This window comes from Bariatricus sp. SGI.019 (assembly GCF_050315235.1).
In the GTDB taxonomy this organism is placed as follows: domain Bacteria; phylum Bacillota; class Clostridia; order Lachnospirales; family Lachnospiraceae; genus JAFBIX01.
In genome coordinates, this window is sequence record NZ_JBNPOQ010000009.1 from 84,985 (window position 1) to 108,616 (window position 23,632).

The 23,632-nt window shown below is 40.8% G+C and carries 18 protein-coding genes; 16 read left to right on the plus strand and 2 right to left on the minus strand.

The window, feature by feature from the left end; all coding sequences use genetic code 11:
- Window positions 1-71 precede the first annotated feature (71 nt).
- The 5 genes from leuB (at window position 72) to ACQRD1_RS07440 (ending at window position 6,906) form a co-directional block, all read left to right on the plus strand.
- Entirely contained in the window at window positions 72-1,154 is a 1,083-nt protein-coding gene (gene leuB, locus ACQRD1_RS07420) for a 3-isopropylmalate dehydrogenase (protein WP_235231877.1), read from the plus strand.
- 89 nt (window positions 1,155-1,243) lie between these two features.
- Window positions 1,244-2,914 carry a dihydroxy-acid dehydratase gene (ilvD, locus tag ACQRD1_RS07425; RefSeq protein ID WP_235231878.1) on the plus strand — a complete coding sequence of 557 codons (1,671 nt, stop codon included), beginning with the start codon at window positions 1,244-1,246 and terminating at the stop codon, window positions 2,912-2,914.
- Window positions 2,915-2,951: 37 nt separating this feature from the next.
- Complete coding sequence (gene ilvB / locus ACQRD1_RS07430; protein WP_235231879.1) at window positions 2,952-4,634, plus strand: biosynthetic-type acetolactate synthase large subunit; 1,683 nt, start codon at window positions 2,952-2,954, stop codon at window positions 4,632-4,634.
- Window positions 4,635-4,657: 23 nt separating this feature from the next.
- A complete protein-coding gene (gene serC, locus ACQRD1_RS07435) occupies window positions 4,658-5,740 on the plus strand; it encodes a 3-phosphoserine/phosphohydroxythreonine transaminase (RefSeq protein WP_235231880.1) in 1,083 nt (360 codons plus the stop codon).
- Between the two features lie 2 nt (window positions 5,741-5,742).
- Complete coding sequence (locus ACQRD1_RS07440; protein WP_235231881.1) at window positions 5,743-6,906, plus strand: phosphoglycerate dehydrogenase; 1,164 nt, start codon at window positions 5,743-5,745, stop codon at window positions 6,904-6,906.
- Window positions 6,907-7,677: 771 nt separating this feature from the next.
- Here ACQRD1_RS07440 and ACQRD1_RS07445 read toward each other — a convergent pair.
- Window positions 7,678-8,859, minus strand: coding sequence for a ribose-phosphate pyrophosphokinase (locus ACQRD1_RS07445; protein WP_235231882.1), 1,182 nt, complete (start codon window positions 8,857-8,859; stop codon window positions 7,678-7,680).
- Window positions 8,860-8,999: 140 nt separating this feature from the next.
- Between ACQRD1_RS07445 and ACQRD1_RS07450 the strand changes: the two genes are divergently transcribed.
- From ACQRD1_RS07450 to ACQRD1_RS07465, 4 genes are read left to right on the plus strand one after another with little or no spacing between them, the layout of a single operon-like run.
- The gene (locus ACQRD1_RS07450) at window positions 9,000-10,319 is read left to right on the plus strand and encodes a DUF512 domain-containing protein (protein WP_235231883.1); all 1,320 of its coding nucleotides are present in this window, start codon (window positions 9,000-9,002) and stop codon (window positions 10,317-10,319) included.
- 10 nt (window positions 10,320-10,329) lie between these two features.
- The gene (der, locus tag ACQRD1_RS07455; protein ID WP_235231884.1) at window positions 10,330-11,658 is read left to right on the plus strand and encodes a ribosome biogenesis GTPase Der; all 1,329 of its coding nucleotides are present in this window, start codon (window positions 10,330-10,332) and stop codon (window positions 11,656-11,658) included.
- A gap of 2 nt (window positions 11,659-11,660) precedes the next feature.
- The gene (plsY, locus tag ACQRD1_RS07460; protein WP_235231885.1) at window positions 11,661-12,305 is read left to right on the plus strand and encodes a glycerol-3-phosphate 1-O-acyltransferase PlsY; all 645 of its coding nucleotides are present in this window, start codon (window positions 11,661-11,663) and stop codon (window positions 12,303-12,305) included.
- A 28-nt stretch (window positions 12,306-12,333) separates the two neighbouring features.
- A complete protein-coding gene (locus tag ACQRD1_RS07465) occupies window positions 12,334-13,347 on the plus strand; it encodes an NAD(P)H-dependent glycerol-3-phosphate dehydrogenase (RefSeq protein WP_235231886.1) in 1,014 nt (337 codons plus the stop codon).
- 15 nt (window positions 13,348-13,362) lie between these two features.
- Here the strand turns inward: ACQRD1_RS07465 and ACQRD1_RS07470 are convergent, their stop codons facing one another.
- Window positions 13,363-14,250, minus strand: a complete 888-nt coding sequence (locus ACQRD1_RS07470; RefSeq protein ID WP_235231887.1) for a LysR family transcriptional regulator — start codon at window positions 14,248-14,250, stop codon at window positions 13,363-13,365.
- Window positions 14,251-14,498: 248 nt separating this feature from the next.
- Here ACQRD1_RS07470 and spoIVA point away from each other — a divergent pair, with 248 nt between their 5' ends.
- From spoIVA to ACQRD1_RS07505, 7 genes are all read left to right on the plus strand, one after another.
- On the plus strand, window positions 14,499-15,971 hold the full coding sequence (spoIVA, locus tag ACQRD1_RS07475; RefSeq protein ID WP_235231888.1) for a stage IV sporulation protein A: 1,473 nt from the start codon (window positions 14,499-14,501) through the stop codon (window positions 15,969-15,971).
- 57 nt (window positions 15,972-16,028) lie between these two features.
- On the plus strand, window positions 16,029-16,943 hold the full coding sequence (locus tag ACQRD1_RS07480; protein ID WP_328282587.1) for a DUF2935 domain-containing protein: 915 nt from the start codon (window positions 16,029-16,031) through the stop codon (window positions 16,941-16,943).
- Between the two features lie 3 nt (window positions 16,944-16,946).
- A complete protein-coding gene (locus tag ACQRD1_RS07485) occupies window positions 16,947-20,657 on the plus strand; it encodes a multicopper oxidase domain-containing protein (RefSeq protein ID WP_235231889.1) in 3,711 nt (1,236 codons plus the stop codon).
- A gap of 100 nt (window positions 20,658-20,757) precedes the next feature.
- Window positions 20,758-21,906, plus strand: coding sequence for an iron-containing alcohol dehydrogenase (locus ACQRD1_RS07490; RefSeq protein WP_235231890.1), 1,149 nt, complete (start codon window positions 20,758-20,760; stop codon window positions 21,904-21,906).
- Between the two features lie 142 nt (window positions 21,907-22,048).
- Window positions 22,049-22,435: a CidA/LrgA family protein gene (locus ACQRD1_RS07495; protein ID WP_235231891.1), complete on the plus strand. Its 387-nt coding sequence runs from the start codon at window positions 22,049-22,051 to the stop codon at window positions 22,433-22,435.
- Window positions 22,428-23,105 carry an LrgB family protein gene (locus ACQRD1_RS07500; protein ID WP_235231892.1) on the plus strand — a complete coding sequence of 226 codons (678 nt, stop codon included), beginning with the start codon at window positions 22,428-22,430 and terminating at the stop codon, window positions 23,103-23,105. The genes ACQRD1_RS07495 and ACQRD1_RS07500 overlap by 8 nt, the downstream gene beginning before the upstream one ends.
- Window positions 23,106-23,161: 56 nt before the next feature.
- The gene (locus tag ACQRD1_RS07505) at window positions 23,162-23,632 is read left to right on the plus strand and encodes a MogA/MoaB family molybdenum cofactor biosynthesis protein (protein ID WP_235231893.1); all 471 of its coding nucleotides are present in this window, start codon (window positions 23,162-23,164) and stop codon (window positions 23,630-23,632) included.

Consider the following 23,632-nt stretch of genomic DNA (forward strand, 5'->3'; position numbering starts at 1 on the left):
GTCTTGAAACATGAATAGAAATAAGATAATATAAGTGGTAAAGATTTTTTGTCTTAGGAAGGATGAGAATTATGAATCTGAAAATTGGAGTTATTAAAGGGGATGGAATCGGACCGGAGATTGTAGCGGAAGCCATGAAAGTGTTGGATAAAGTTGCAGAAGTATACGGACATACCTGTGACTACACACAACTTTTAATGGGAGGAGCATCTATAGATGTACATGGGGAGCCGCTTACAGATGAGACAGTAGCAACGGCGAAATCCTGTGATGCAGTGTTGATGGGATCCATTGGGGGAGATGCCAAGACTTCACCATGGTATCAGTTGGAACCATCCAAAAGACCTGAAGCAGGCCTTTTAAGAATTCGCAAGGAACTGAATCTATTTGCTAACTTAAGACCTGCAATTTTGTACGATGAATTAAAAGGTGCATGCCCGTTAAAAGAAGAGATTACAGAAGGTGGTTTTGACCTGATGATCATGAGAGAATTGACGGGTGGTCTCTATTTCGGTGAAAGAAAGACTGTTGAAAAAAATGGCGTTATGACGGCGTACGATTCCCTTACATATAATGAAAATGAGATTCGTCGTATTGCCAAACGTGGTTTTGATATTGCGATGAAAAGAAGAAAAAAAGTGACCAGTGTTGATAAGGCAAATGTGTTAGATTCTTCCAGACTCTGGAGAAAAATTGTAGAAGAAGTTGCCACAGAATATCCAGAAGTGACATTGGAACATATGTTAGTTGATAACTGTGCAATGCAGCTTGTAAAAGATCCAAAACAGTTTGACGTAGTACTGACAGAAAATATGTTTGGCGATATTCTGTCTGACGAAGCAAGTATGGTTACTGGATCCATCGGAATGCTTGCAAGTGCAAGCCTTAACGAGACCAAATTCGGTCTTTACGAACCAAGCGGTGGATCTGCACCAGATATTGCGGGTAAAGGAATTGCCAATCCGATTGCAACCATTCTATCTGCAGCTATGATGCTACGCTTCAGTTTTGATTTAGATCAGGAAGCAGATGCAATTGAAGCAGCAGTCCAAAAAGTGCTGAAAAAAGGATATCGGACCATTGATATTATGTCTGATGGAAAGAAACAAATCGGTACAGTCGAGATGGGAGATCTGATTGCAAGTTACATTTAGGTACAGGGCATTTAACATTTAGGTACACCACAAAATTAATATAGGGACGTAGTATTTTTTAAAAATACTACGTCCCCAGGAGGATAGATATGAGAAGTGATACAGTTACAAAAGGGAAACAGCAGGCGCCTCATCGTTCTTTATTTAACGCATTGGGGCTTACAAAAGAGGAGATGGAGAGACCGTTAGTAGGTATTGTCAGCTCTTATAATGAGATCGTTCCGGGGCATATGAACCTGGATAAAATCGTGAATGCAGTCAAGCAGGGAGTTGCCATGGCAGGGGGAACGCCAATTGTATTTCCGGCAATTGCAGTATGTGATGGAATTGCGATGGGACATATTGGTATGAAGTATTCTCTGGTCACCAGAGATCTTATCGCGGATTCTACGGAAGCTATGGCAATGGCACATCAGTTTGATGCATTGGTCATGGTACCGAATTGTGATAAGAATGTGCCAGGACTTTTGATGGCTGCAGCCAGAATTAATGTGCCGACAATTTTTGTGAGCGGTGGTCCAATGCTGGCTGGACATGTAATGGGACAGAAGAGAAGCCTTTCCAGTATGTTTGAAGCAGTTGGAGCAAATGCAGCGGGTACCCTTTCGGATGAGGGATTGTGTGAATTTGAAAATAAAGTTTGTCCGACATGTGGTTCTTGTTCCGGTATGTATACTGCGAACAGCATGAATTGTCTGACGGAAGTGTTGGGTATGGGCCTTGGTGGAAATGGTACTATTCCAGCGGTATATTCAGAAAGAATCCGCCTTGCAAAACAAGCAGGCATGAAGGTTATGGAACTTTGGGAGAAGAATATTTGTCCGAGAGATATTATGACAGAGGATGCAATTTTAAATGCGTTAACTGTGGATATGGCATTGGGATGTTCAACAAATAGTATGTTGCATCTTCCAGCAATTGCACATGAAATTGGCATGGACTTTGAAATCGATTTTGCAAATGGAATCAGTGAGAAGACTCCAAATTTGTGTCACCTCGCACCGGCTGGCCCAACTTATATGGAAGATCTTAACGAAGCTGGTGGTGTTTATGCCGTTATGAATGAATTGAACAAGAAAGGTCTCCTTCATACAGAATGTATGACCGTTACCGGTAAGACAGTAGGTGAAAATATCAAAGATGCAGTCAATAAGAACCCGGAAGTTATTCGTCCAATCGATAACCCTTATTCTCAGACTGGCGGTCTTGCAGTATTAAAAGGAAATCTTGCGCCGGATGGAAGCGTTGTAAAACGTTCTGCAGTAGTGGAAGAGATGTTAGTGCACGAAGGACCTGCAAGAGTATTTGATTGTGAAGAAGATGCAATTGATGCAATCAAAGGCGGTAAGATTGTCGCTGGTGATGTTGTTGTTATTCGCTATGAAGGGCCAAAAGGCGGACCGGGTATGAGAGAAATGTTAAATCCGACTTCTGCAATTGCAGGAATGGGTCTTGGTTCTAGTGTGGCATTAATTACAGACGGCCGATTTAGCGGAGCATCCAGAGGAGCATCTATCGGTCATGTGTCACCGGAAGCGGCAGTCGGTGGACCAATCGCATTGGTAGAAGAAGGCGATATTATCAAGATTGACATTCCTAACCTGAAGTTAGAAATCGATGTTTCTGATGAAGAGCTGGCAAAGAGAAAAGAAGCATGGAAACCAAGAGAGCCAAAAGTAACAACTGGTTATCTGGCAAGATATGCATCTATGGTGACATCCGGAAACCGTGGGGCAATTCTGGAAATACCAAAGAATTAAGAAAAGATACTATAGATAGAACAGGAGAGCTTAAGGTATGCAATTGACAGGATCACAGATCGTAATCGAATGTTTGAAAGAACAAGGCGTGGATACCGTATTTGGATATCCAGGCGGAGCAATTTTGAATGTATACGATGAATTATATAAACATAGTGATGAGATCACCCATATCCTGACCTCACACGAGCAAGGAGCAGCTCATGCTGCAGATGGATATGCAAGAGCAACCGGAAAAGTTGGTGTATGTTTTGCCACCAGTGGGCCGGGAGCTACCAACCTGGTTACAGGAATTGCTACAGCATATATGGATTCTATTCCGATTGTAGCTATTACTTGTAATGTTGGAGTATCACTTCTTGGAAAAGATAGTTTTCAAGAGATCGATATTGCTGGAATTACTATGCCGATTACAAAGCATAATTTCATTGTCAAAGATGTAAAAAATCTTGCAGATACCATACGTAAGGCATTTGTTATTGCCAAAAAAGGAAGACCAGGTCCAGTTTTGATTGATATTCCAAAGGATGTGACTGCAAACAAGGCTGAGTATAAAAAAGCAGAGATTAAACCGGTAGTACCATCCACTGATATTTGCGAAGAAGATATCCAATCTGCATTGAAAATGATATCCAAGGCAAAGAAACCATACATATTTGTTGGTGGCGGAGCTGTATTATCTGGTGCCAGTGAAGAACTTTATACATTTGTAAAAAAAGTAGATGCACCAGTTACAGATTCCTTGATGGGAAAAGGAGCCTTCCCGGGAACAGATCCATTATATACAGGAATGTTGGGAATGCATGGAACTAAGACGTCCAATTATGGAGTTAGCGAATGTGATTTATTGATAGTAATCGGTGCAAGATTCAGTGACCGTGTAACAGGAAATGCAAAAAAATTTGCCAAAAATGCTAAAATCTTACAGTTTGATGTAGATGCGGCAGAAATGAATAAGAATGTTCTGATTACAGATGGGGTGGTAGGAGATATCAAAGTTGTTCTCAGTATTCTCAATGAACGTCTGGAACAGCAGAGCCACCCAGAATGGATAGAAAAGATCATGGATTATAAGAAGCGTTATCCATTATCTTATCATCCAGATATGTTAACAGGACCGTATGTTGTGGAAGAAATCTATCGTCAGACTCAGGGAGATGCAATTATTGTAACAGAAGTAGGACAGCATCAGATGTGGGCAGCACAGTTTTATAAATATACAAAACCGAGAACATTGTTGACTTCCGGAGGTCTTGGAACAATGGGGTATGGTCTTGGAGCATCCTTGGGTGCCAAGACAGGAATGCCAGACAAGACAGTAGTGAATATCGCCGGAGATGGTTGTTTCCGTATGAACATGAATGAAATTGCAACAGCTGTACGGCATAATATTCCGGTTATTCAAGTTGTAATCAATAACCATGTACTCGGAATGGTACGTCAATGGCAGAATCTATTCTATGAACAGAGATATTCGGCGACAGTTTTGAATGATGCTGTAGATTTTGTAAAACTTGCTGAAGCTATGGGTGCAGTTGGATTAAGAGCGACTACGAGAGATGAATTTAAAGAAGCGTTTAAAAAAGCCCTGTCTCTTGGAAAACCAGTAGTCATTGACTGTCAGATCGACTGTGACGAAAAGGTATGGCCAATGGTCGCACCGGGAGCAGCCATCAGTGAAGCGTTTGATGAAAAAGACTTGAAGGAAAAAAATAACTAATAAAGAAAATGGAGGAACTTGAAATGAGCAGAGTGTACAATTTTTCAGCAGGACCGGCAGTCTTACCGGAAGAGGTATTAAGAGAAGCAGCAGAAGAGATGTTAGATTATAATGGAACAGGAATGTCCGTGATGGAAATGAGTCACCGCTCGAAAGCGTTTCAGGAGATTATTGAAACTGCAGAGGCTGATATCCGCAAGTTGATGAATATACCGGATAATTATAAGGTATTATTCCTGCAAGGCGGAGCATCTCAGCAGTTTGCCATGATTCCAATGAATTTAATGAAAAATGGCGTGGCAGATTATATCGTAACAGGTCAGTGGGCGAAAAAAGCCGCTGCCGAGGCAGAAAAATATGGAAAAGTAAATATTGTCGCATCTTCTGCAGATAAGACATTCAGTTATATCCCAGATTGCTCTGATCTGCCAATATCAGAAGATGCAGATTACGTATATATCTGTGAGAATAATACAATCTATGGAACTAAGTACAAAGAACTTCCAAATACAAAAGGTAAGATTCTGGTAGCAGATGTATCCTCATGCTTCCTATCAGAGCCAATAGATGTTACAAAATACGGAGTCGTATATGGAGGTGTCCAGAAGAACGTAGGACCTGCAGGTACTGTTATCGTGATTATCAGAGAAGATCTGATTACAGATGATGTTCTTCCAGGAACACCGACAATGTTGAAGTATAAGACACATGCAGATGCAGGTTCTTTATACAATACACCGCCGGCTTATGGCATTTATATCTGCGGAAAGGTATTTAAATGGCTAAAAAAACAAGGTGGTCTTGAAGCAATGAAAGAGCACAATGAAAAGAAGGCAAAGATTCTCTATGATTTTCTGGATCAAAGCAAACTGTTCAAGGGAACAGTTGTGCCAAAAGATCGTTCTCTCATGAATGTACCATTTGTGACTGGCGACGCTGACCTGGATGCAAAATTCGTAAAAGAAGCTAAAGAAGCTGGATTAGAGAATCTGAAAGGCCATCGTACAGTAGGTGGAATGCGTGCAAGTATTTATAATGCAATGCCTGTAGAAGGTGTAGAAACATTAGTAGCATTTATGAAGAAGTTTGAGGAGGAGAATTTATAATCATGTATAAATATCATTGCTTAAATCCAATTTCTGGCATAGGATTGGAAGAATTTACAGAAAATTATGCACCAGTAAGCGCAGCAGAAGATGCAGATGCTATTTTGGTAAGAAGTGCAGGAATGCATGAAATGGAATTTGCACCTGAGTTAAAGGCAATTGCAAGAGCAGGGGCAGGAGTTAATAATATTCCTCTGGATAAATGTGCTGAGGAAGGAATTGTTGTATTTAACACTCCAGGTGCCAATGCAAATGGGGTAAAAGAGTTGGTTATTGCCGGAATGCTTCTGGCATCCAGGGATATCATTGGAGGAATCAACTGGGTGCAGGAAAATGAAGAAGATGGCAATATCGCCAAAGATGCCGAAAAAGCCAAGAAAGCATTTGCCGGATGCGAACTCGAGGGTAAGAAGTTAGGTGTTATTGGTCTGGGAGCTATCGGTGTATTGGTAGCGAATGCAGCAACGAATCTTGGAATGGACGTATACGGATATGATCCATATGTATCTGTTGAATCGGCATGGAAATTATCCAGAAACATCCATCATGCGAAGACGGTAGATGAATTGTATAAGGATTGTGACTATATTACAATTCATGTGCCAGCACTTGACAGTACCAAAGGAATGATTGATAAAAATGCAATCGGTCTTATGAAAAAGGGTGTTGTTGTTCTGAATTTTGCAAGAAATGTTCTGGTTGATGAAGAGGCAATGGTAGATGCACTGGTATCCGGGCATGTAAAACATTATGTATCTGATTTCCCGACACCTATTACAGCAGGAGTGAAAGGAGCAATTGTGATACCGCATCTTGGCGCTTCTACAGAAGAATCAGAAGATAATTGCGCAAAGATGGCAGTAAAAGAACTGAGAAATTATCTTGAGCATGGCAACATCAAAAACTCTGTAAATTACCCGGATTGTGACATGGGATACAGAGGAGAAAATACAAGAATTCTTCTCCTTCATCACAACGTTCCAAATATGATTGGACAGTTTACCAAGATTCTTGCAGACGACAACATGAACATTGCAGATATGACTAACAAGAGTAAAGGTGGATACGCATATACGATGATTGATATTGATTCAGATGTGCCGGAGAAAGTTGTAAAAGATCTGAAAAAAGTAGGAGAAGTATTGCGGGTTCGTGTTTTAAGATAGGAATTTAGATGAGTTAGTTGGTGATTGGGTGTGTGCGGCGCAAGGGAGTTGGATAGACTGTTCTGTATCCGATATCCTTCGCCAAGAATCCATAACATAAAAAAGAGTTGCAATTTCGTGACCGGACTGATTCACCGAGAAATTTGGATAATTTCTCGATTCAGCAGTCCTTTCGAATTTGGCTGGATGCCAAATTCTCACACGGAATTGCAACTCTTTTTTATGTAACGGATTCTATCGCTTGGATAGACGGATACAGAACAGTCTATCCAGCTCCCTTGCGCCTGACATTCCCAATTACTGAACGAACTCATCTGGGGAAATTCCTGGCGCGAAGCGCAATGGGGAACGATGTTTTTATACTATTCATCATTATTTCAATGGAAGAATCAGTTAGTTATTCTGCCAGTTTTTTGATAATATCTTTACTATGATCTTTCCCTCTGCATGACGCGCAGGAATTCTCCCAGATGAGGAAGTTGCGGACTTGGGGGATGTCAGGCGAGAAGATGGATGGGATGGTTGCCATTCGTTGGACAAGCGCTAGAATCCGTTACAGGAAAAGAAGCAGATATTATGTGTGAAGATTTGGCTTCAAGCCAAATCTGAGAAGGCTGCTGAGCCTCGAAATCATCAAGATTTCGGGGTGAATCAGCCTGATCACAAAATATCTGCTTCTTTTCCTGTTATGGATTCTTAGCGAAGGACTCCGCAATGGCAACCATCCCATCCATCCTCTCGTCGTACACACCCAATCACCAACTAACTCATCTAAATTCCCAATGACTCATTATGCTTTTTTAACAGTGCATGAATCTTATCTGTTGGGTTCAACACAGCTCCAATGGAAATATCATGGTTTAGTGCATCAATGATTAATGCGATGAATTTGCTCATATCTGCAACTACAAAATATGGTTTTTCATAAGCTACCGGAGGCAGATATGTGAGATTGGTCGTAATCACACGGTCGATGTAACCATTGTTATAATAATCGTCGAAAATATCGAAACCTTCTGTGAATAATCCAAAAGTGGTGCAGACAAACACACGGCTTGCTCCGCGTTCTTTGATCTGTCTTGCAACATCAAGCATACTTTCACCGGAAGATATCATGTCGTCAATTATAATGATATCTTTACCATGAATATCATCTCCCAAAAATTCATGTGCAACGATTGGGTTTTTGCCGTTGATGATAGTAGAGTAGTCACGACGCTTGTAAAACATACCCATGTTGACACCCAGTACGTTAGAAAAATATACCGCACGATGCATTGCACCCTCATCAGGGCTGACGATCATTAAGTGTTCTTTATCTACAATTAACTCCGGTTCTGCACGCAGAAGGGCTTTCATGAACTGATACGGAGGATTAAAGTTATCGAATCCATGTAGTGGGATGGAATTCTGCACTCTAGGATCATGCGCATCGAATGTAAGAATGTTATCGACGCCCATATCAATCAATTCCTGGAGTGCCAGAGCACAATCTAGAGATTCACGTTTGGTACGTTTATGTTGGCGGCTTTCATATAAGAATGGCATAATGACATTTAGACGATGTGCTTTACCGTTAGCAGCCGAGATAATACGTTTTAAGTCTTGATAATGATCGTCCGGAGACATGTGATTAAGATGTCCATTTACCTTGTAAGTCAGGCTGTAATTACATACATCAACCATGATGAACAGGTCTTTTCCTCGAATGGATTCACTAATTAGTCCCTTGGCTTCTCCAGAACCAAAACGCGGACAATTACATTTGACCAGATAGTTATCTAACTGATAACTGGAAAAAAGAGGGGAATCCAAAGATTCTTTTAATGTCTGCTGCCTAAATTGAACGATATAATCATTGACTTTTTGTCCAAGGTCTTTACATGAATCAAGAGCAGCAATTTTTAATGGCGCTATCGGAAGCGCATTTTCCATTAATTTAATATTCGGCATAGTAATCTCCTGTATTTTAGAATTTTATATTATGTTCTAAGTTATTTATATCACTTTTACTATAAAAAGGTCAACTACAGATTGGACTATTTGAAGAAGGTGTGCTATAGTAATGACAAAAGTTCATAAGGAGCAAATGTATGAAGCATGAGCATATAATAAAAGATGTCTTGCCGGGAAGCATTGCAGATGAATTAGGAATTGAGGCAGGAGATAAATTAATTTCTATAAATAATAATGAAATTGAAGATGTGTTCGATTATCATTTTTATGTTAATGATGAAGAGTTAGTTCTTTTGATTGAAAAGCCAAATGGTGAAGAATGGGAACTTGAGATAGAGAAAGATTACGAAGAAGATTTGGGAATTGAGTTTGAACAGGGGTTGATGGATGAATATCGCTCTTGCCATAATAAATGCATGTTCTGTTTCATTGATCAGATGCCGGAGGGAATGCGAGATACCTTATATTTTAAAGATGATGACTCCAGACTTTCTTTTTTACAGGGGAATTATGTGACACTGACAAATATGAGTGATCATGATATAGAACGTATTGTTCGTTATCATTTGGAGCCAATTAATATCTCTTTTCAGACAACAAATCCAGAGCTGCGTTGTAAGATGCTCCATAACCGTTTCGCCGGAGATGCTTTAAAAAAAGTGGATACACTGTATGAGAGCGGGATTCAGATGAATGGGCAGATTGTATTATGTAAAGGAATTAATGATGGCGAGGAGTTAGAAAGAAGCATTCGAGATTTATCAAAATATGTTCCGTGCCTGCAAAGCGTATCTGTTGTACCGGTAGGGCTTACCAAATACAGAGAGGGTCTGTATCCTTTGGAACCATTTACCCGTGAGGATGCAGTCAAGATCTTAGATACGATCCATAGGTGGCAGGACAAGTTCTACGAAGAATATGGAATCCATTTTATTCATGCCGGAGATGAATGGTATATTTTAGCAGGAGAAGAGATGCCAGAAGAAGAGCGGTATGATGGATATCTGCAGCTGGAGAATGGTGTGGGAATGTTGCGGTTGTTGGAAAATGAATTCGAAGAAGCTTATGAAAAAGTAGATGGGGATGATCGCGACAGGGAACTTTCAATTGCAACAGGGTTTCTGGCATATCCATATATACAAAAGATGGCTTCCAGGATAGAAGAGAAGTATTCCAATACCCAAATACATGTCTATCCGATTCGCAATGATTTTTTCGGAGAATTGATTACAGTGTCCGGATTGATTACAGGTCAGGATTTGATTCATCAGTTACAGAATCAAAAGCTGGGGGACAGATTATTGTTGCCATGTAACATGTTCCGCAGTCAGGAAGAGGTGTTTTTGGATGATATTACGCTTGCGCAGGTGGAAGATGCTTTACAAGTGCGGGCAGATATTGTAAAATCAAGCGGACAAGATTTTATAGATGTTATTGTCAATGAGATATTAGAATAGGAGTTTTAACATGAGTAAACCAGTTGTGGCTATTGTGGGGAGACCGAATGTCGGAAAATCAACTCTTTTTAATGTTTTAGCCGGTGAGATGATCTCAATTGTGAAAGATACGCCTGGTGTGACCAGAGACCGAATTTATGCAGATGTTTCCTGGCTGGATAAAGAATTTACCTTGATTGATACCGGTGGTATTGAACCGGAGAGTAAAGATATCATCTTATCACAGATGAGAGAACAGGCACAGATTGCGATTGATACTGCTGATGTAATCATATTTTTGACAGATGTCCGTCAGGGACTTGTGGATTCAGATTCTAAAGTTGCAGATATGTTAAGAAGATCTGGAAAACCAATTGTTCTGGCAGTAAATAAAGTCGACAATTTTGACAAGTTTATGCCGGATGTCTATGAATTTTATAATCTCGGGATTGGAGACCCGATGCCAATATCAGCAGCATCCAGACTTGGAATGGGAGATATGCTGGATGAGGTGGCAAAGTATTTTTCAGAACATTCTGGGGAAGAAGAAGAGGATGAACGTCCGAGAGTAGCAATCGTAGGTAAGCCCAATGTTGGAAAGTCATCGATCATTAATAAGTTATTAGGTGAACAGAGAGTCATTGTATCCAATGTAGCCGGAACAACCAGAGATGCAATTGATACAGAGATTGTTCACGATGGAAAAGAATATGTTTTTATCGATACGGCAGGTCTTCGAAGAAAGAATAAGATTAAAGAAGAAATTGAACGTTATAGCATTATCCGCACGGTAACTGCTGTAGAACGGGCAGATGTGGTGCTGGTGGTCATTGATGCCACAGAAGGTGTCACAGAACAGGATGCAAAGATTGCAGGAATTGCCCATGAACGCGGAAAAGGGATTATCATAGTTGTCAATAAGTGGGATGCTATTGAGAAGAATGATAAGACCATGCGGGAATATGAGAATGAGATTCGGCGTGTGCTGTCTTTTATGCCATATGCCGAAATCATGTATGTTTCTGCACAGACAGGGCAGCGTCTGCCTAAATTGTATGATATGATTGATATGATTATTGAAAATCAGACCATGCGTGTAGCAACGGGTGTCCTTAATGAAATCATGGCGGAGGCAGTAGCGATGCAGCAGCCTCCTTCTGACAAAGGAAAGAGACTAAAACTATATTATATTACGCAGGTGTCAGTTAAACCGCCAACATTCGTTATATTTGTAAATGACAAAGAATTGATGCATTTCTCATATACAAGATATCTTGAGAATAAGATTCGAGAGGCATTCGGATTCAGAGGAACGTCTCTGAAATTCTTTATTCGAGAAAGAAAGGAAAAGGATCACTAGTTATGGAACGTTTGATATGTGTAATGATCGGATATGTGTTTGGATTATTTCAGACAGGATATATATATGGGAAGATGCATAATATTGATATTCGTAAACAGGGAAGCGGCAATGCCGGGACAACCAATGCGCTTCGCACAATGGGTTGGAAAGCAGGCTTGGTTACCTTCCTTGGCGATTGTTTTAAATGCGTGTTTGCTGTGGTTATAGTTCACCTCCTTTATGGCAAGACCCATGCCGATATGATACCGCTTCTTGCAATGTATGCAGGTATGGGGGCAGTTCTTGGGCATAACTACCCATTTTATCTCAAATTTAAAGGAGGAAAAGGAATTGCGGCAACAGCAGGGCTTCTGGTCAGTACAACAAATGTGTGGATGGTACTGATTTGTCTGGTGGCATTTGTAGCAATTGTAGGCGTAACAAGATATGTTTCATTAGGTTCTCTTGCGGTTGTTATTATATATCTTGTGGAAGTTGTGGTATATGGACAGATGGGAGGATTTGGAGTGGCAGCGAATTATCTCTGTGAGATGTATGCGATTGTTGCGTTCTTGATGCTGTCAGCCTTCTTTAAACATAGAGCAAATATTCAAAGATTATTATCTGGCACGGAGAATAAATTAAGCGTCGGAAAAAATAAATAAGTAATAAAAGAAAGGAACGGATACGATTATGGCAAATGTAGGCATTATGGGAGCAGGAAGCTGGGGAACTGCTTTGGCACTTTTGCTCCACAAAAATGGTCATCAGGTAACGGTCTGGTCAATCAATGAAGATGAGGTAAAGATGCTTTCGGAAAAGAGGGAACATGAAAGTAAACTTCCTGGCGTTAAGATTCCAGAAGATATGATGTTCACAACGGATATCGAAAGCACTGTAAAGGGAAAAGATTTTGTGGTTCTTGCGGTTCCGTCTCCATTTACAAGAAGTACTTCTCGTAATATGTGTCCTTTTATTGCAGAAGGACAGATCATCGTGGATGTGGCAAAAGGAATCGAAGAAAGTACATTAATGACTCTTTCGCAGCAGATTGAGGAAGAGATACCTCAGGCAGATGTGGCAGTATTGTCAGGACCGAGCCATGCAGAGGAAGTAGGAAGAGGCCTTCCGACAACGGTTGTCATTGGGGCAAGAACTAAGAAGACGGCAGATTATCTTCAGGAAATGTTTATGAGTGAAGTGTTCCGTGTATATACAAGCCCGGATATTCTGGGAATGGAACTAGGTGGTTCACTTAAGAATGTTATTGCTCTGGCAGCTGGAATTGCAGATGGATTGGGATATGGTGATAACACAAAAGCAGCTCTTATTACCAGAGGAATTGCAGAGATTGCAAGACTCGGTGTTAAGATGGGCGGTGCAATTGAAAGTTTTACAGGACTTACAGGTATCGGTGATCTGATCGTAACATGTGCCAGTGTGCATAGCCGTAACCGAAAGGCAGGTTACCTTATAGGTCAGGGAATGAGTATGCAGGAGGCAATGGATGAAGTCAAGATGGTGGTTGAAGGTGTATATTCTACGAAAGCAGCTGTAAAATTAGGAGAAAAATATGATGTTTCGCTTCCAATCATCAATAAAGTAAATGAAGTATTATTTGAAAATAAAGATCCAAGAGAAGCTGTGAACGAACTTATGCTTCGAGATAGTAAAGCTGAACATACTGCTTTACCTTGGAAAGAATAAAAAGAACGGAGGTTTTTAAAGACCTCCGTTCTTTTTTTCTATGAACTGTTTGAATTCATGAACAATAGGTGCCTGATATACATTTTTTAAAGTTGCCATGTAAAAAATACGCTCCCAGGTGGAATTTGTAATCTCAATGATTTTAACTGGCATATTATTTAATGTTGGCATGTGTGGAATAATTGCGATTCCAAATCCAGCACTTACAAGATCTGCCACAATCTGGTCGTCGCCTATGGAGTAGGCAACTTTGGGACGTCCGCCACAATCTTCGAATAATTTGTCTATCACAGGTTCTAGTCCACTTTCTTTTGAGAACATAATCTGAGGATAAGGGAGAGTTTCTGCAAGATCTACAGAATCTCGATTTTCCAAGGGATGACCTTTGGGTACAATGAGCACCAGCTTTTGTTTGGAAATTGGAACAAAATCAATCAAAGGTTCATTTTCCTGCAGTGTACAGAAAGCGATATCATAGCGGCGTTTTTTTAATCCATGAAGAATATCTGAAGTCAATCCGGTAGATGTATGAAAATAGAAGTCAATTCCTTTATCCGGTTGTGAATCTAGAAAATCTTTTGCATGGCGAGAAACAATAGTACTGAGAGAAGGAAGCATGGCGATGTCAATATGTCCTTCACCGCTTCCCGTCATTTGTAACTTGTTAATACATGAATCCAGTATACAGAGCGAATGTTCAACATCATCTAGGAATGCCTGCCCGCATTTGGTCAGAACAACATTGCGACCATCTTTTTCGAATAATTTTACCCCAAGTTCTTTTTCGAGAGAAGAGATGGCATGACTGAGACTTGGTTGAGTGATTGATAATATCTCCGCTGCTTTCGTGTAATGTTCTAAGTGGGCCAGTGTTACAAAATATCTTAAATGATATAGATTCATAAGACTTCCCCTTTCGTCATTTGTTTGAGCATATCTTAACATGAACTTAAAATAAAATCCACGAATTTTATTGCCCCAACAATTAGTTCTATTATTAATGCCAGAATTGGGTAAAATGTATTGATAAATGTAATAATTTTTGATTGAAAATCTTGCGTTTATCCAGATATTTCCAGCTGATTTTCTTAGTCTAAATCAAAAATAGACCGCATATATTCTAACAGCATAGACGTAAAGGAGTCAGGACAATGGATCAGTATCATTTATACAAAGATATACAGGCAAGGACCAACGGAGAGATATACATAGGAGTTGTAGGACCGGTGCGGACGGGAAAATCAACATTTATCAAACGATTTATGGATGTTCTGGTATTACCACATATGAAGGATGAGCATGGCAAAGAACGGACAAGGGATGAATTGCCGCAGTCTGCTTCTGGACGTACTATTATGACAACAGAACCCAAATTCGTTCCTAAGGAAGCGGCCGAAATTCAGGTGTCAGATGATGTCACAGTGAAGGTGCGTTTGATTGATTGTGTGGGATATATGGTAGAAGGAGCATCAGGACATATTGAGGGGAATGAAGAAAGACAGGTAAAAACGCCTTGGTTCGATCATGAGATTCCCTTTACAAAAGCAGCAGCCATCGGAACCAGAAAGGTGATTCATGATCATGCAACGATAGGAATAGTAGTGACAACAGATGGCTCAATTACAGATATTCCAAAAGAAAATTATCGTGACGGAACCGAGAAAACAATCCGGGAGTTGCAGAGTATTGGCAAGCCATTTATTGTACTGGTTAATTCTAAGAAGCCATATGGGGATGAGGCAAAGCAGACTGTAGAAGAATGGGAAAAACAGATGGGGGTATGTGCATTACCGGTGAATTGTGAACAGTTAAAAGAAGAAGATATTATGCGGATTATGGAGGCTGTGCTCTATGAATTCCCAATATCAGAAATTCAATTCTATATTCCGAAATGGACAGAGATGCTCTCGAGAGATCATAAAATTAAGCAAGATATGTTGGTACATATAAAAAATGTTATGGGTCATTTTTGCGAGATTAAAGATGCTGCGGCCGGAATTGAGAAACCAGACAGTTCATATATAGAAGATATGAAAGTAGATTGTATCGAAATGGATACGGGATGTGTTAAAGTTCGGATTGCTGTAGCAGAGAAGTTTTATTATGAGATGTTGAGTGAATTGACAGGGACACATATAGCCGGACAATATGAATTGATTTCGACAATGAAAAGTCTGTCGGAGTTAAAAGCAGAATATGAAGGAGTACGAGATGCATTTTCTGCTGTAAAGATGAAAGGGTATGGGATGGTCTGCCCGAAAAAAGAAGAGATTACATTAGAAGAACCGACGATTATTAAACAAGGTAACAAATACGGAGTTAAGATTCATTCAGAGGCTCCATCTATTCATCTGATCCGGGCTAATATTGAGACAGAAATAGCACCGATCGTGGGAAGTGAACAGCAAGCAGAAGATTTGATACGATATATTAAAGATACAAAGGAGCGGGAAGGAGGTATCTGGGGAACGAATATCTTTGGAAAATCCATTGAAGAACTGGTAATGGATGGAATGAGGAATAAGATGGCAATGATCAATGATGAAAGTCAGGAAAAACTTCAGGATACCATGCAGAAAATTGTAAATGACAGTAATGGCGGACTGGTATGCATCATCATCTGACACTTTATAGATTCCTACATATATTATAGAGAAAAATAAATAACAGGAATATGCAAGATGATGGAAAATTATGTAACATTATCAATAGAAACACACCTGTTTTTTGCAAGAATCATGAAGGAACACGCATTGTTTCTTGAGGCAGGATTCCCATGCAAAGAAACACAGTGGATTCAAAGAGCAGACCGACTGCGTAATGAGTTCGAGAATCTGTTGCGTCAGGTCATGCAGTTTAATTGTGGCCTGATGAACCATGAGATATTGAAATCACAAGAACTGGTCACACAGTTCACACTTCAGGCAGAGAGAAGAACTAGTCAGTTAACGGGAATTTCGATTGACCATAGAATTACAATGGCAGAACAACAGCTTGAAGCAGATTGTTCTGGCAATAGACACAAAAGAATGATACGTTCGATCGATCAGTTGAATCGAAAGGCTATTCATTTGTTGGATGAATTGATAGGATTTAAGGAAAGTATCTTAAGAGAAGTGGAGGAAGGATGTTTATTTACATTTAATTATCCATTGTTAATCCAGCACATTTTAAGGGAAGCAAAATTGTACCGGTCAATTTTGACTGACTTGGTTGAAGATCAGCGAGTATCCTATAAAAAAATCAGAGATCAGGAGATGTTCTGGAATCAGATCATGATGGAACATGCATGGTTTATCCGGGGACTTCTCGACCCGACAGAGACAGAATTAATCGAATCGGCAGATCATTTTGCAGTGGAATATGGCGAATTACTTGAAATGGCAAGGACGCAGAATTGTAAGGCGATGGATGGGATACGGAGAAAATCTCTGGAAGAGACATTAAAGTATCGAAAATTCAAAGAGGCAGGAGCAGAAGGTATTCTGAATTGTGAGATTGCATCCCTCATATTACCATTATTGGCGGACCATGTGTTACGGGAAGCCAATCACTATATCCGAATCTTGGAATGTGGAATGGAAAGGACCTACTAAAAGATGTTGGAATTATGTGATTACTCATTGCGCAGAAAAGTCCGCTGCTATGAGATAGAGGCGATAGAAATTCCGATTGTATATAATAAATATGGAGATCATGACCCAAATGGTCTTCTCTATGTGTTAAAGAAGGATGCAGATCGAATACGCAAAAATGCAATCCGGAATTTTCAGAAAGATATTCCACAGCCTTATGAAGAAGTGAAGCCGCTGGTTATCCGGGCAAATGTAGGAGAGAAAGTAGAGATTATTTTCTCTCATTCGTTGAATCGGCCATTGTCTATACATGTACAGGGACTGGCTTATGACGTTCAGACTTCGGATGGCGCCAGTGTAGGATATAATAAGGATACAACAACGCAGAATCAGATTTTATATACATGGTATGCAGATCGAGAAGGAGTCTATCTGTTTCAGGATATGGGAGATACCAGAAGTAGTGAAGATGGTACGAATGTACATGGATTATTTGGTGCGATTATTGTGGAAGAAGCAGAATCCAGATGGCTGGACCCAGAGAGCGGAAAAGAGCTGGAAAGTGGATTGTTTGCAGATATCTATCATCCCTGGAAACCTGCTTTTCGGGAATATGCGGTATTTTTCCATGATGAACTGGAAATCAAAGACAAAGATGGTAATCAGCCGAAAGATCCTCATACAGGGCTTCCCTCTGCTACAACAGCAATCAGCTATCGTGCAGAACCCATGAGGAACCGAATGCCGCTGACAGAAGAACATGCAGATACGGGAGAAGATATTTCCATGAGTTCCTGGGTCTATGGAGATCCGGCGCCACCGATCCTGAAGGCGTATGTAGGGGATCCGGCGAAGATCCGTCTGGTTCATGGAGGAATCAAAGAGACGCATGTATTCCATCTGCACAATCATCAGTGGAGACTGGAAGGACAAAATCCGAATTCTACGATCATAGATTCTATTTCCATCAGTCCTCAGGAATGTTATACGTTGGATATCTTGCACGGAGCAGGGAGTCTGAACAGAACGATTGGGGATGTCATTTTCCATTGCCATTTGTATCCGCATTTCCATGAAGGAATGTGGACCTTGTGGAGAATCTATGACAGACTGCAGGATGGAACAGGATGCCTGCCAGACGGAACGGTTATCCCGCCATTACAGCCATTAAAAGACAGAGTTCTTCCGCCAAAGAAAGAAAAGGAACATCCGGGATATCCGAATTTTATTCAAGGTGAATCGGGAGAAAGACCATTGCAACCACCGTTGGGAATCGTTGATAATGAAGGTGATAACCAGATTGAGCCAACAGAACTGGAACGGGCGAATTTTGTAGAAGACTTTGAGCCTGGAGCGCTCTATACAGATACCTGTCCATGTTATACCGATGCTCGTTCCCCTGGAGATGATGGATGTGAATGTTGGGGAGAAACGGATGAAAAGGTGAAGATTTTTGAGATTGCGCTGGTACAGGCGAAGGTAGTATACAATCGTTACGGATGGCATGATCCCCAGGGAAGATTCTTTGTAATGAAGGAAGAACTGGAAAAACATGGAGGATTGGAATCCTATATTCGAAAAGTAGAAAAAGAACAGATTCAGGTAGAACCGCTTGTCATCCGGGCAAATGCAGGTGATTGTATTGAAGTGAGATTGACAAATCTTCTGCCGGAATATTTAAATGCGAGTCCATTCCAGATGGAGACAAAAACGGATATCGTGGGATACCATATTCATCTGGTAAAATTCGACACGATTGTATCTGATGGAGCAGCGAATGGATGGAATAATATTGCAGGAGCAAGACAGTATGAGACATTGATAGAACGTTTCTTTGCTAATACGGAGTTAAGAACGGTATTCTTCCATGATCATCTATTCGCAAATTCACACCAGCAGCATGGAGTGTTTGGCGCTTTAGTCATAGAAGAAGCAGGTGCAACATTTCACGATATACGTACAGGAGAAATATTGCCATATGGTACCAAAGCAGTCATACGCAGGCGTGATGGAACATCGTTCCGAGAGTATGCTTTATTTGTCCATGACTTTGCATTGCTTTTTGATAAGAAGGGAAAAGCGCTGAATCCACCGGAAGTTCCTGGATCTCATGATGATCCTGGAGTGATGGGAATTAATTACCGCTGTGAACCAATGCGGGAGAGACTTTCTGGAAATAATGATCCAGCTTATATTTTTAGTTCTTATGTTCATGGGGATCCAGTAACGCCAGTTTTGGAGACGTATCCGGGAGATGAATTGATGATCCGCCTGCTGGATGGGGCTCATGAAGAACAGCATGCTCTTAATATTACTGGGATGTCTTGGAAAAAAGAAGTTGCAGATATCGTGTCACCAGATGTAGCTTCTCAGACACTGGGGATATCAGAAGCATTCAATATTCGGATTACAAAGTCATATGGTCCGGGGGATTATCTGTATTATTTTGGTGGAATTGACGATGTCTGGTTAGGATTATGGGGAATTATCCGTGTGTATCAGCATCAGGAAAAATGTCTGAAGCCATTATGCAAGGAGAAAAATCAGATCCTTCCACTTCCGCCATGTCCTGGAAGAAATGCTGTCATACGCCGTTATGAAGTTGCAGCAATTCAAAAGAATATTCTATATAATGAATACGGAGATCATGATCCCGATGGACTACTTTTTGTTCCGATTGATGATGCAGAACGAGTTCTGACTGGAAAGCAAAGACCAAGACCTTTGATTCTAAGGGCAAACGCAGGTGACTGGATTGAAGTAACGCTTCACAATCTGTTTGATCCGAGAAAACCAGTTACATATTATGATTATCCGAAAGTACCATTGGATATTGCCCACAGGCCATCAATGCGCGTTTCACTGAATCCGCAGTTCCTACAATATGATCCGCTATATGACTCTGGTGTCAATATAGGATATAACAATCGAGAACAGACAGTAGGAATTGGGGAAAGTAAGAAGTATCTCTGGTATGCAGACCGAGAATATGGTGCATGTATCATTCAGTCTTTTGGCGACATGAGAAATCACAGATATCATGGATTATTCGGAACAATTTTAATCGAACCGGCAGGATCAAAGTGGTATCAGAATTCATCTCTTAAGAAAGCAATCTATGATGAAGAAGCTGTCATTGCGCCGCCGGATGCAGAGCATTTCCGCGAGTGTGTAGTATTGGTACAAAACGGAATTCGTCTGCTGGATAAAGAGAATAAGCTGATTCAGACAGCAGCAGGCGAAAGGGAAGAAGTAGATGCAGAAGATACAGGAGAAAAGGGATACAATTATCGCTCGGAAAGATATGCAAACAGACTAAAACGGGATTCAAGAATTGCGAAGATATTCAGCAGTAAAGTTCATGGTGATCCGGCAACCCCGTTATTCAGAGCTTATGCAGGAGATCGAGTCATCTTCCGTACGATGATGCCGGCTGATAAACCTAGAAATGTTGGATTTTGCATACATGGACATGAGTGGAAGGAGCAGCCAGAGGATTCTCATTCCAGAATCATCTCTGTACAAGGAGCAGTCAGCATCGGAAATACATTCAATCTGGAATTGAAAGAGGGTGCTTCCTGTCCGGGAGATTACCTATATCGGTCCGGAAGTCTGAAATGGGATGTAGAATCCGGTATGTGGGGAATCTTCCGTGTAATGAAACATGGAATTAAGAGAAAATGTAAGGATGTATGCCACAGAACTTTCGCATGCATCTGTGGAAAAAGGACTTGAATCTGAGGAGAAAAGTAGTATAATAGTCATGACAAAGGAGTCACATGTTTCTATGTGACTCCTTTTTATGTTAAATTGAAGGAACAAAGGAGATTGGAAAATGAAGGATTATACGTTTAAAGTACCTCAGGACATCGTGTTTGGAATGGGCTCATTAAAGAGACTGCCAGAATTGCTGGAAAAATGTGGTTCTAAAAAAATGATGATTATTTCTGACCATGGCCTGGAAAAATTAGGAGTTGTTGAGAAGATTCAGAAAATTGTTGAAGATGCGGGAATTGAGACTTGCACATTCCTTGATATTTTACCGAATCCAACGGTTGATATGGTGGATGCGGCAACGAAGATATATAAAGAGTCTGGAGCGACCAGTATTGTAGCATTAGGTGGAGGAAGTCCGATGGATGTGGCGAAAGCAGTTGGTGTACTGGCAAGGTATGGTGGATCTATTGTGGAATATGAAGGCGCACATCTGGTACCAGGTTCCATTGAACCAATCATTGCGATTCCAACTACGGCAGGAACCGGAAGCGAGGTTACTGCATTTTCTGTTATTACGGATACCTCCAGAAATTATAAATTAACAGTATTCAGTTACGAGTTGCTTCCAAAATACGCATTGCTGGATCCAGAGATGATCATGTCTGTACCACCATCAATTGCAGCATCTTGTGGTATTGATGCGCTGATCCATGCCTGGGAAGCATATACTTCTCTGGGAGCATCTCCATTCTCAGATGCGATGGCAGAAAAAGCTATGGAGCTGATAGGAGGAAATATCCGCCGATTCGTCGCAAACCGTCAAGATGAAGAAGCTGCCTGCGCGATGATGTCAGGAAGTATGTTCGCTGGTATTGCATTTGCATGGGCAAGACTTGGCAATGTCCATGCTATGTCCCATCCGGTCAGTGCGTTCTTCGGTGTTCCACATGGCGTGGCGAATTCGATTCTTCTTCCAGTCATTGTAGAATATAATGCACTTGCAGATCACGGCCGGTATGAAAAGATCTACAATTACATCCGTGAGAAAAAGGAACCTGTTTCTGATTTCAGACCGGAGATGCTGGTAGAAGAGATTAAGAAGCTGAATGCGGATCTTGGAATTCCAAAGACATTATCAGAGGTTGGTGTGACAGAAGATAAGATTCCACAGATGGCGGCAGATGCAATGAAGAGTGGTAATATTGCTGCTAATCCAAGACAGTCTACATTAAAAGATATTGAGATGCTGTATCATAAAGCAATGTAACATTGGAAATCTATGGATCAGATTTCGAGAAAGTGAATACAGAAATGGCGCCAGGGGTAGAACTTGGCGCTGTTTTTATGTTATACTGTTACAGTGCGTTCAATCTAATGTGATGCAAATGATAAAAGCAGGGAGAAAGAATATGCATAGAAAAATATTAAAGCAATTAAGTATTATTTTGTGTCTTTGTCTTATAGCAGAGTTTATCGTTTCGCTGCTTCCGATTACATTTCCAAGCAGTGTCATGGCGATATTGATACTTGCATTGTTACTAGGAACAAAGACACTAAAAGAAGAACAGATTCAGGAGACAGGAGATTTTCTGCTGTCCAATATGGCGTTAGTCTTTGTGCCGTTGTCAATAGGAATGATTGAGGATCTAGAACTTTTAAAAGGGCAGATCGTAGGGTTTGTTGTGGTTGTGATGATCTCATTGGTTCTGACATTCCTTGGAACCTATGCATCTGTGAGGGCTGTTCAGATCTGTATGAAAAAAATAGGAGAAAAAGGAGAAAAGAATCATGAGTGAAATCTGGTCAAATCCTTTGTTTGGTGTGTTGTTAACTGTCTTTTCCTTCTATATCGGCGGACAGGTGTCGAAGAAAATAAAATCACCGATTGCAAATCCGCTTTTGATTGCCATGGTAATCTGTGTTCTTGTGATGAAGGTGTTACATATCTCTTACGATGATTATATGGAAGGAGCACAATTTGTATCCATGTTTCTTGTACCGGTGACTGCGATGCTTGGGTTGTCCATCTACAGGCAGCGGGCGGTTCTGAAAGAACAATTTTTCCCAATTGTAATCGGATGCCTGCTTGGAAGCATCTTGTCGATGGGAAGTACAGTAATCTTGTGCCGTATGCTGGTAATGCATGAGGAGATGATATATTCGCTACTTCCAAAGTCTGTGACCACGGCGATTGCCCTGGATGTATCGGAGCAATTAGGCGGATTAAAATCCATCACGATGATGGCAGTGATCATCTGTGGAACTGTCGGTGCAATCATCCATCCGTTTTTGATCAAATTATTTCGTCTCAAAGATCCAGTGGCAACAGGTGTTGCTTTTGGGACCGCAAGTCATGCAATAGGAACGGCGAAAGCACTCGAGATTGGAGAAGTAGAAGGTGCAGTCAGCGGAGTCGCAATGGGGGTTGCTGGAATTTGCACGGTTATCATTGCATTATTTCTGTAAAAGATATAATATATAAAATATATGAACACTGATGAAAAATTAGATGGAGGTACAATATGAGAGTTGCGATTATCACAGCGAACACTGATATATACAGAGGAAATGAAGAAAATAAGAGTGGAGAAGTGATTAAGAAGATCGTGGAAGAAGCAGGACTTGAGATTGTATTTATGAGAGCTCTTCCAACAGATAGAGAAGTGTTATCAACAGTCATGGAGAGATTGGCAGATGGGCATCTGACAGACCTTGTCCTGACGACAGGCGGAGCTGGATGCGGTCCGGAAGACTGTACACCGGAAGCAACCATGGATGTGGTAGAAAGACCGCTGCTTGGCATTCCGGAAGCTATGCGTGCCCATACCATGCAGCTGACAAAGCGTTCTATGCTGAATAGAAGTACAGCTGGTATCCGTAAGGATGTATTGATTGTTAATCTGCCGGGTAAGCCGCAGGCAGTTAAGGAAAGTCTCCGTTATCTGCTTCCAGAGATCATGCATGCAGTAGATGTCATTCAGGGAGAGGCTTAA

What these genes read in the sequence shown, in the direction of transcription:
- leuB (WP_235231877.1), top strand. Translation starts at nt 72, where the DNA reads ATGAATCTGAAAATTGGAGTTATTAAAGGGGATGGAATCGGACCGGAG.
- ilvD (WP_235231878.1), top strand. Translation starts at nt 1,244, where the DNA reads ATGAGAAGTGATACAGTTACAAAAGGGAAACAGCAGGCGCCTCATCGT.
- ilvB (WP_235231879.1), top strand. Translation starts at nt 2,952, where the DNA reads ATGCAATTGACAGGATCACAGATCGTAATCGAATGTTTGAAAGAACAA.
- serC (WP_235231880.1), top strand. Translation starts at nt 4,658, where the DNA reads ATGAGCAGAGTGTACAATTTTTCAGCAGGACCGGCAGTCTTACCGGAA.
- ACQRD1_RS07440 (WP_235231881.1), top strand. Translation starts at nt 5,743, where the DNA reads ATGTATAAATATCATTGCTTAAATCCAATTTCTGGCATAGGATTGGAA.
- ACQRD1_RS07445 (WP_235231882.1), bottom strand. Translation starts at nt 8,859, where the DNA reads ATGCCGAATATTAAATTAATGGAAAATGCGCTTCCGATAGCGCCATTA.
- ACQRD1_RS07450 (WP_235231883.1), top strand. Translation starts at nt 9,000, where the DNA reads ATGAAGCATGAGCATATAATAAAAGATGTCTTGCCGGGAAGCATTGCA.
- der (WP_235231884.1), top strand. Translation starts at nt 10,330, where the DNA reads ATGAGTAAACCAGTTGTGGCTATTGTGGGGAGACCGAATGTCGGAAAA.
- plsY (WP_235231885.1), top strand. Translation starts at nt 11,661, where the DNA reads ATGGAACGTTTGATATGTGTAATGATCGGATATGTGTTTGGATTATTT.
- ACQRD1_RS07465 (WP_235231886.1), top strand. Translation starts at nt 12,334, where the DNA reads ATGGCAAATGTAGGCATTATGGGAGCAGGAAGCTGGGGAACTGCTTTG.
- ACQRD1_RS07470 (WP_235231887.1), bottom strand. Translation starts at nt 14,250, where the DNA reads ATGAATCTATATCATTTAAGATATTTTGTAACACTGGCCCACTTAGAA.
- spoIVA (WP_235231888.1), top strand. Translation starts at nt 14,499, where the DNA reads ATGGATCAGTATCATTTATACAAAGATATACAGGCAAGGACCAACGGA.
- ACQRD1_RS07480 (WP_328282587.1), top strand. Translation starts at nt 16,029, where the DNA reads ATGATGGAAAATTATGTAACATTATCAATAGAAACACACCTGTTTTTT.
- ACQRD1_RS07485 (WP_235231889.1), top strand. Translation starts at nt 16,947, where the DNA reads ATGTTGGAATTATGTGATTACTCATTGCGCAGAAAAGTCCGCTGCTAT.
- ACQRD1_RS07490 (WP_235231890.1), top strand. Translation starts at nt 20,758, where the DNA reads ATGAAGGATTATACGTTTAAAGTACCTCAGGACATCGTGTTTGGAATG.
- ACQRD1_RS07495 (WP_235231891.1), top strand. Translation starts at nt 22,049, where the DNA reads ATGCATAGAAAAATATTAAAGCAATTAAGTATTATTTTGTGTCTTTGT.
- ACQRD1_RS07500 (WP_235231892.1), top strand. Translation starts at nt 22,428, where the DNA reads ATGAGTGAAATCTGGTCAAATCCTTTGTTTGGTGTGTTGTTAACTGTC.
- ACQRD1_RS07505 (WP_235231893.1), top strand. Translation starts at nt 23,162, where the DNA reads ATGAGAGTTGCGATTATCACAGCGAACACTGATATATACAGAGGAAAT.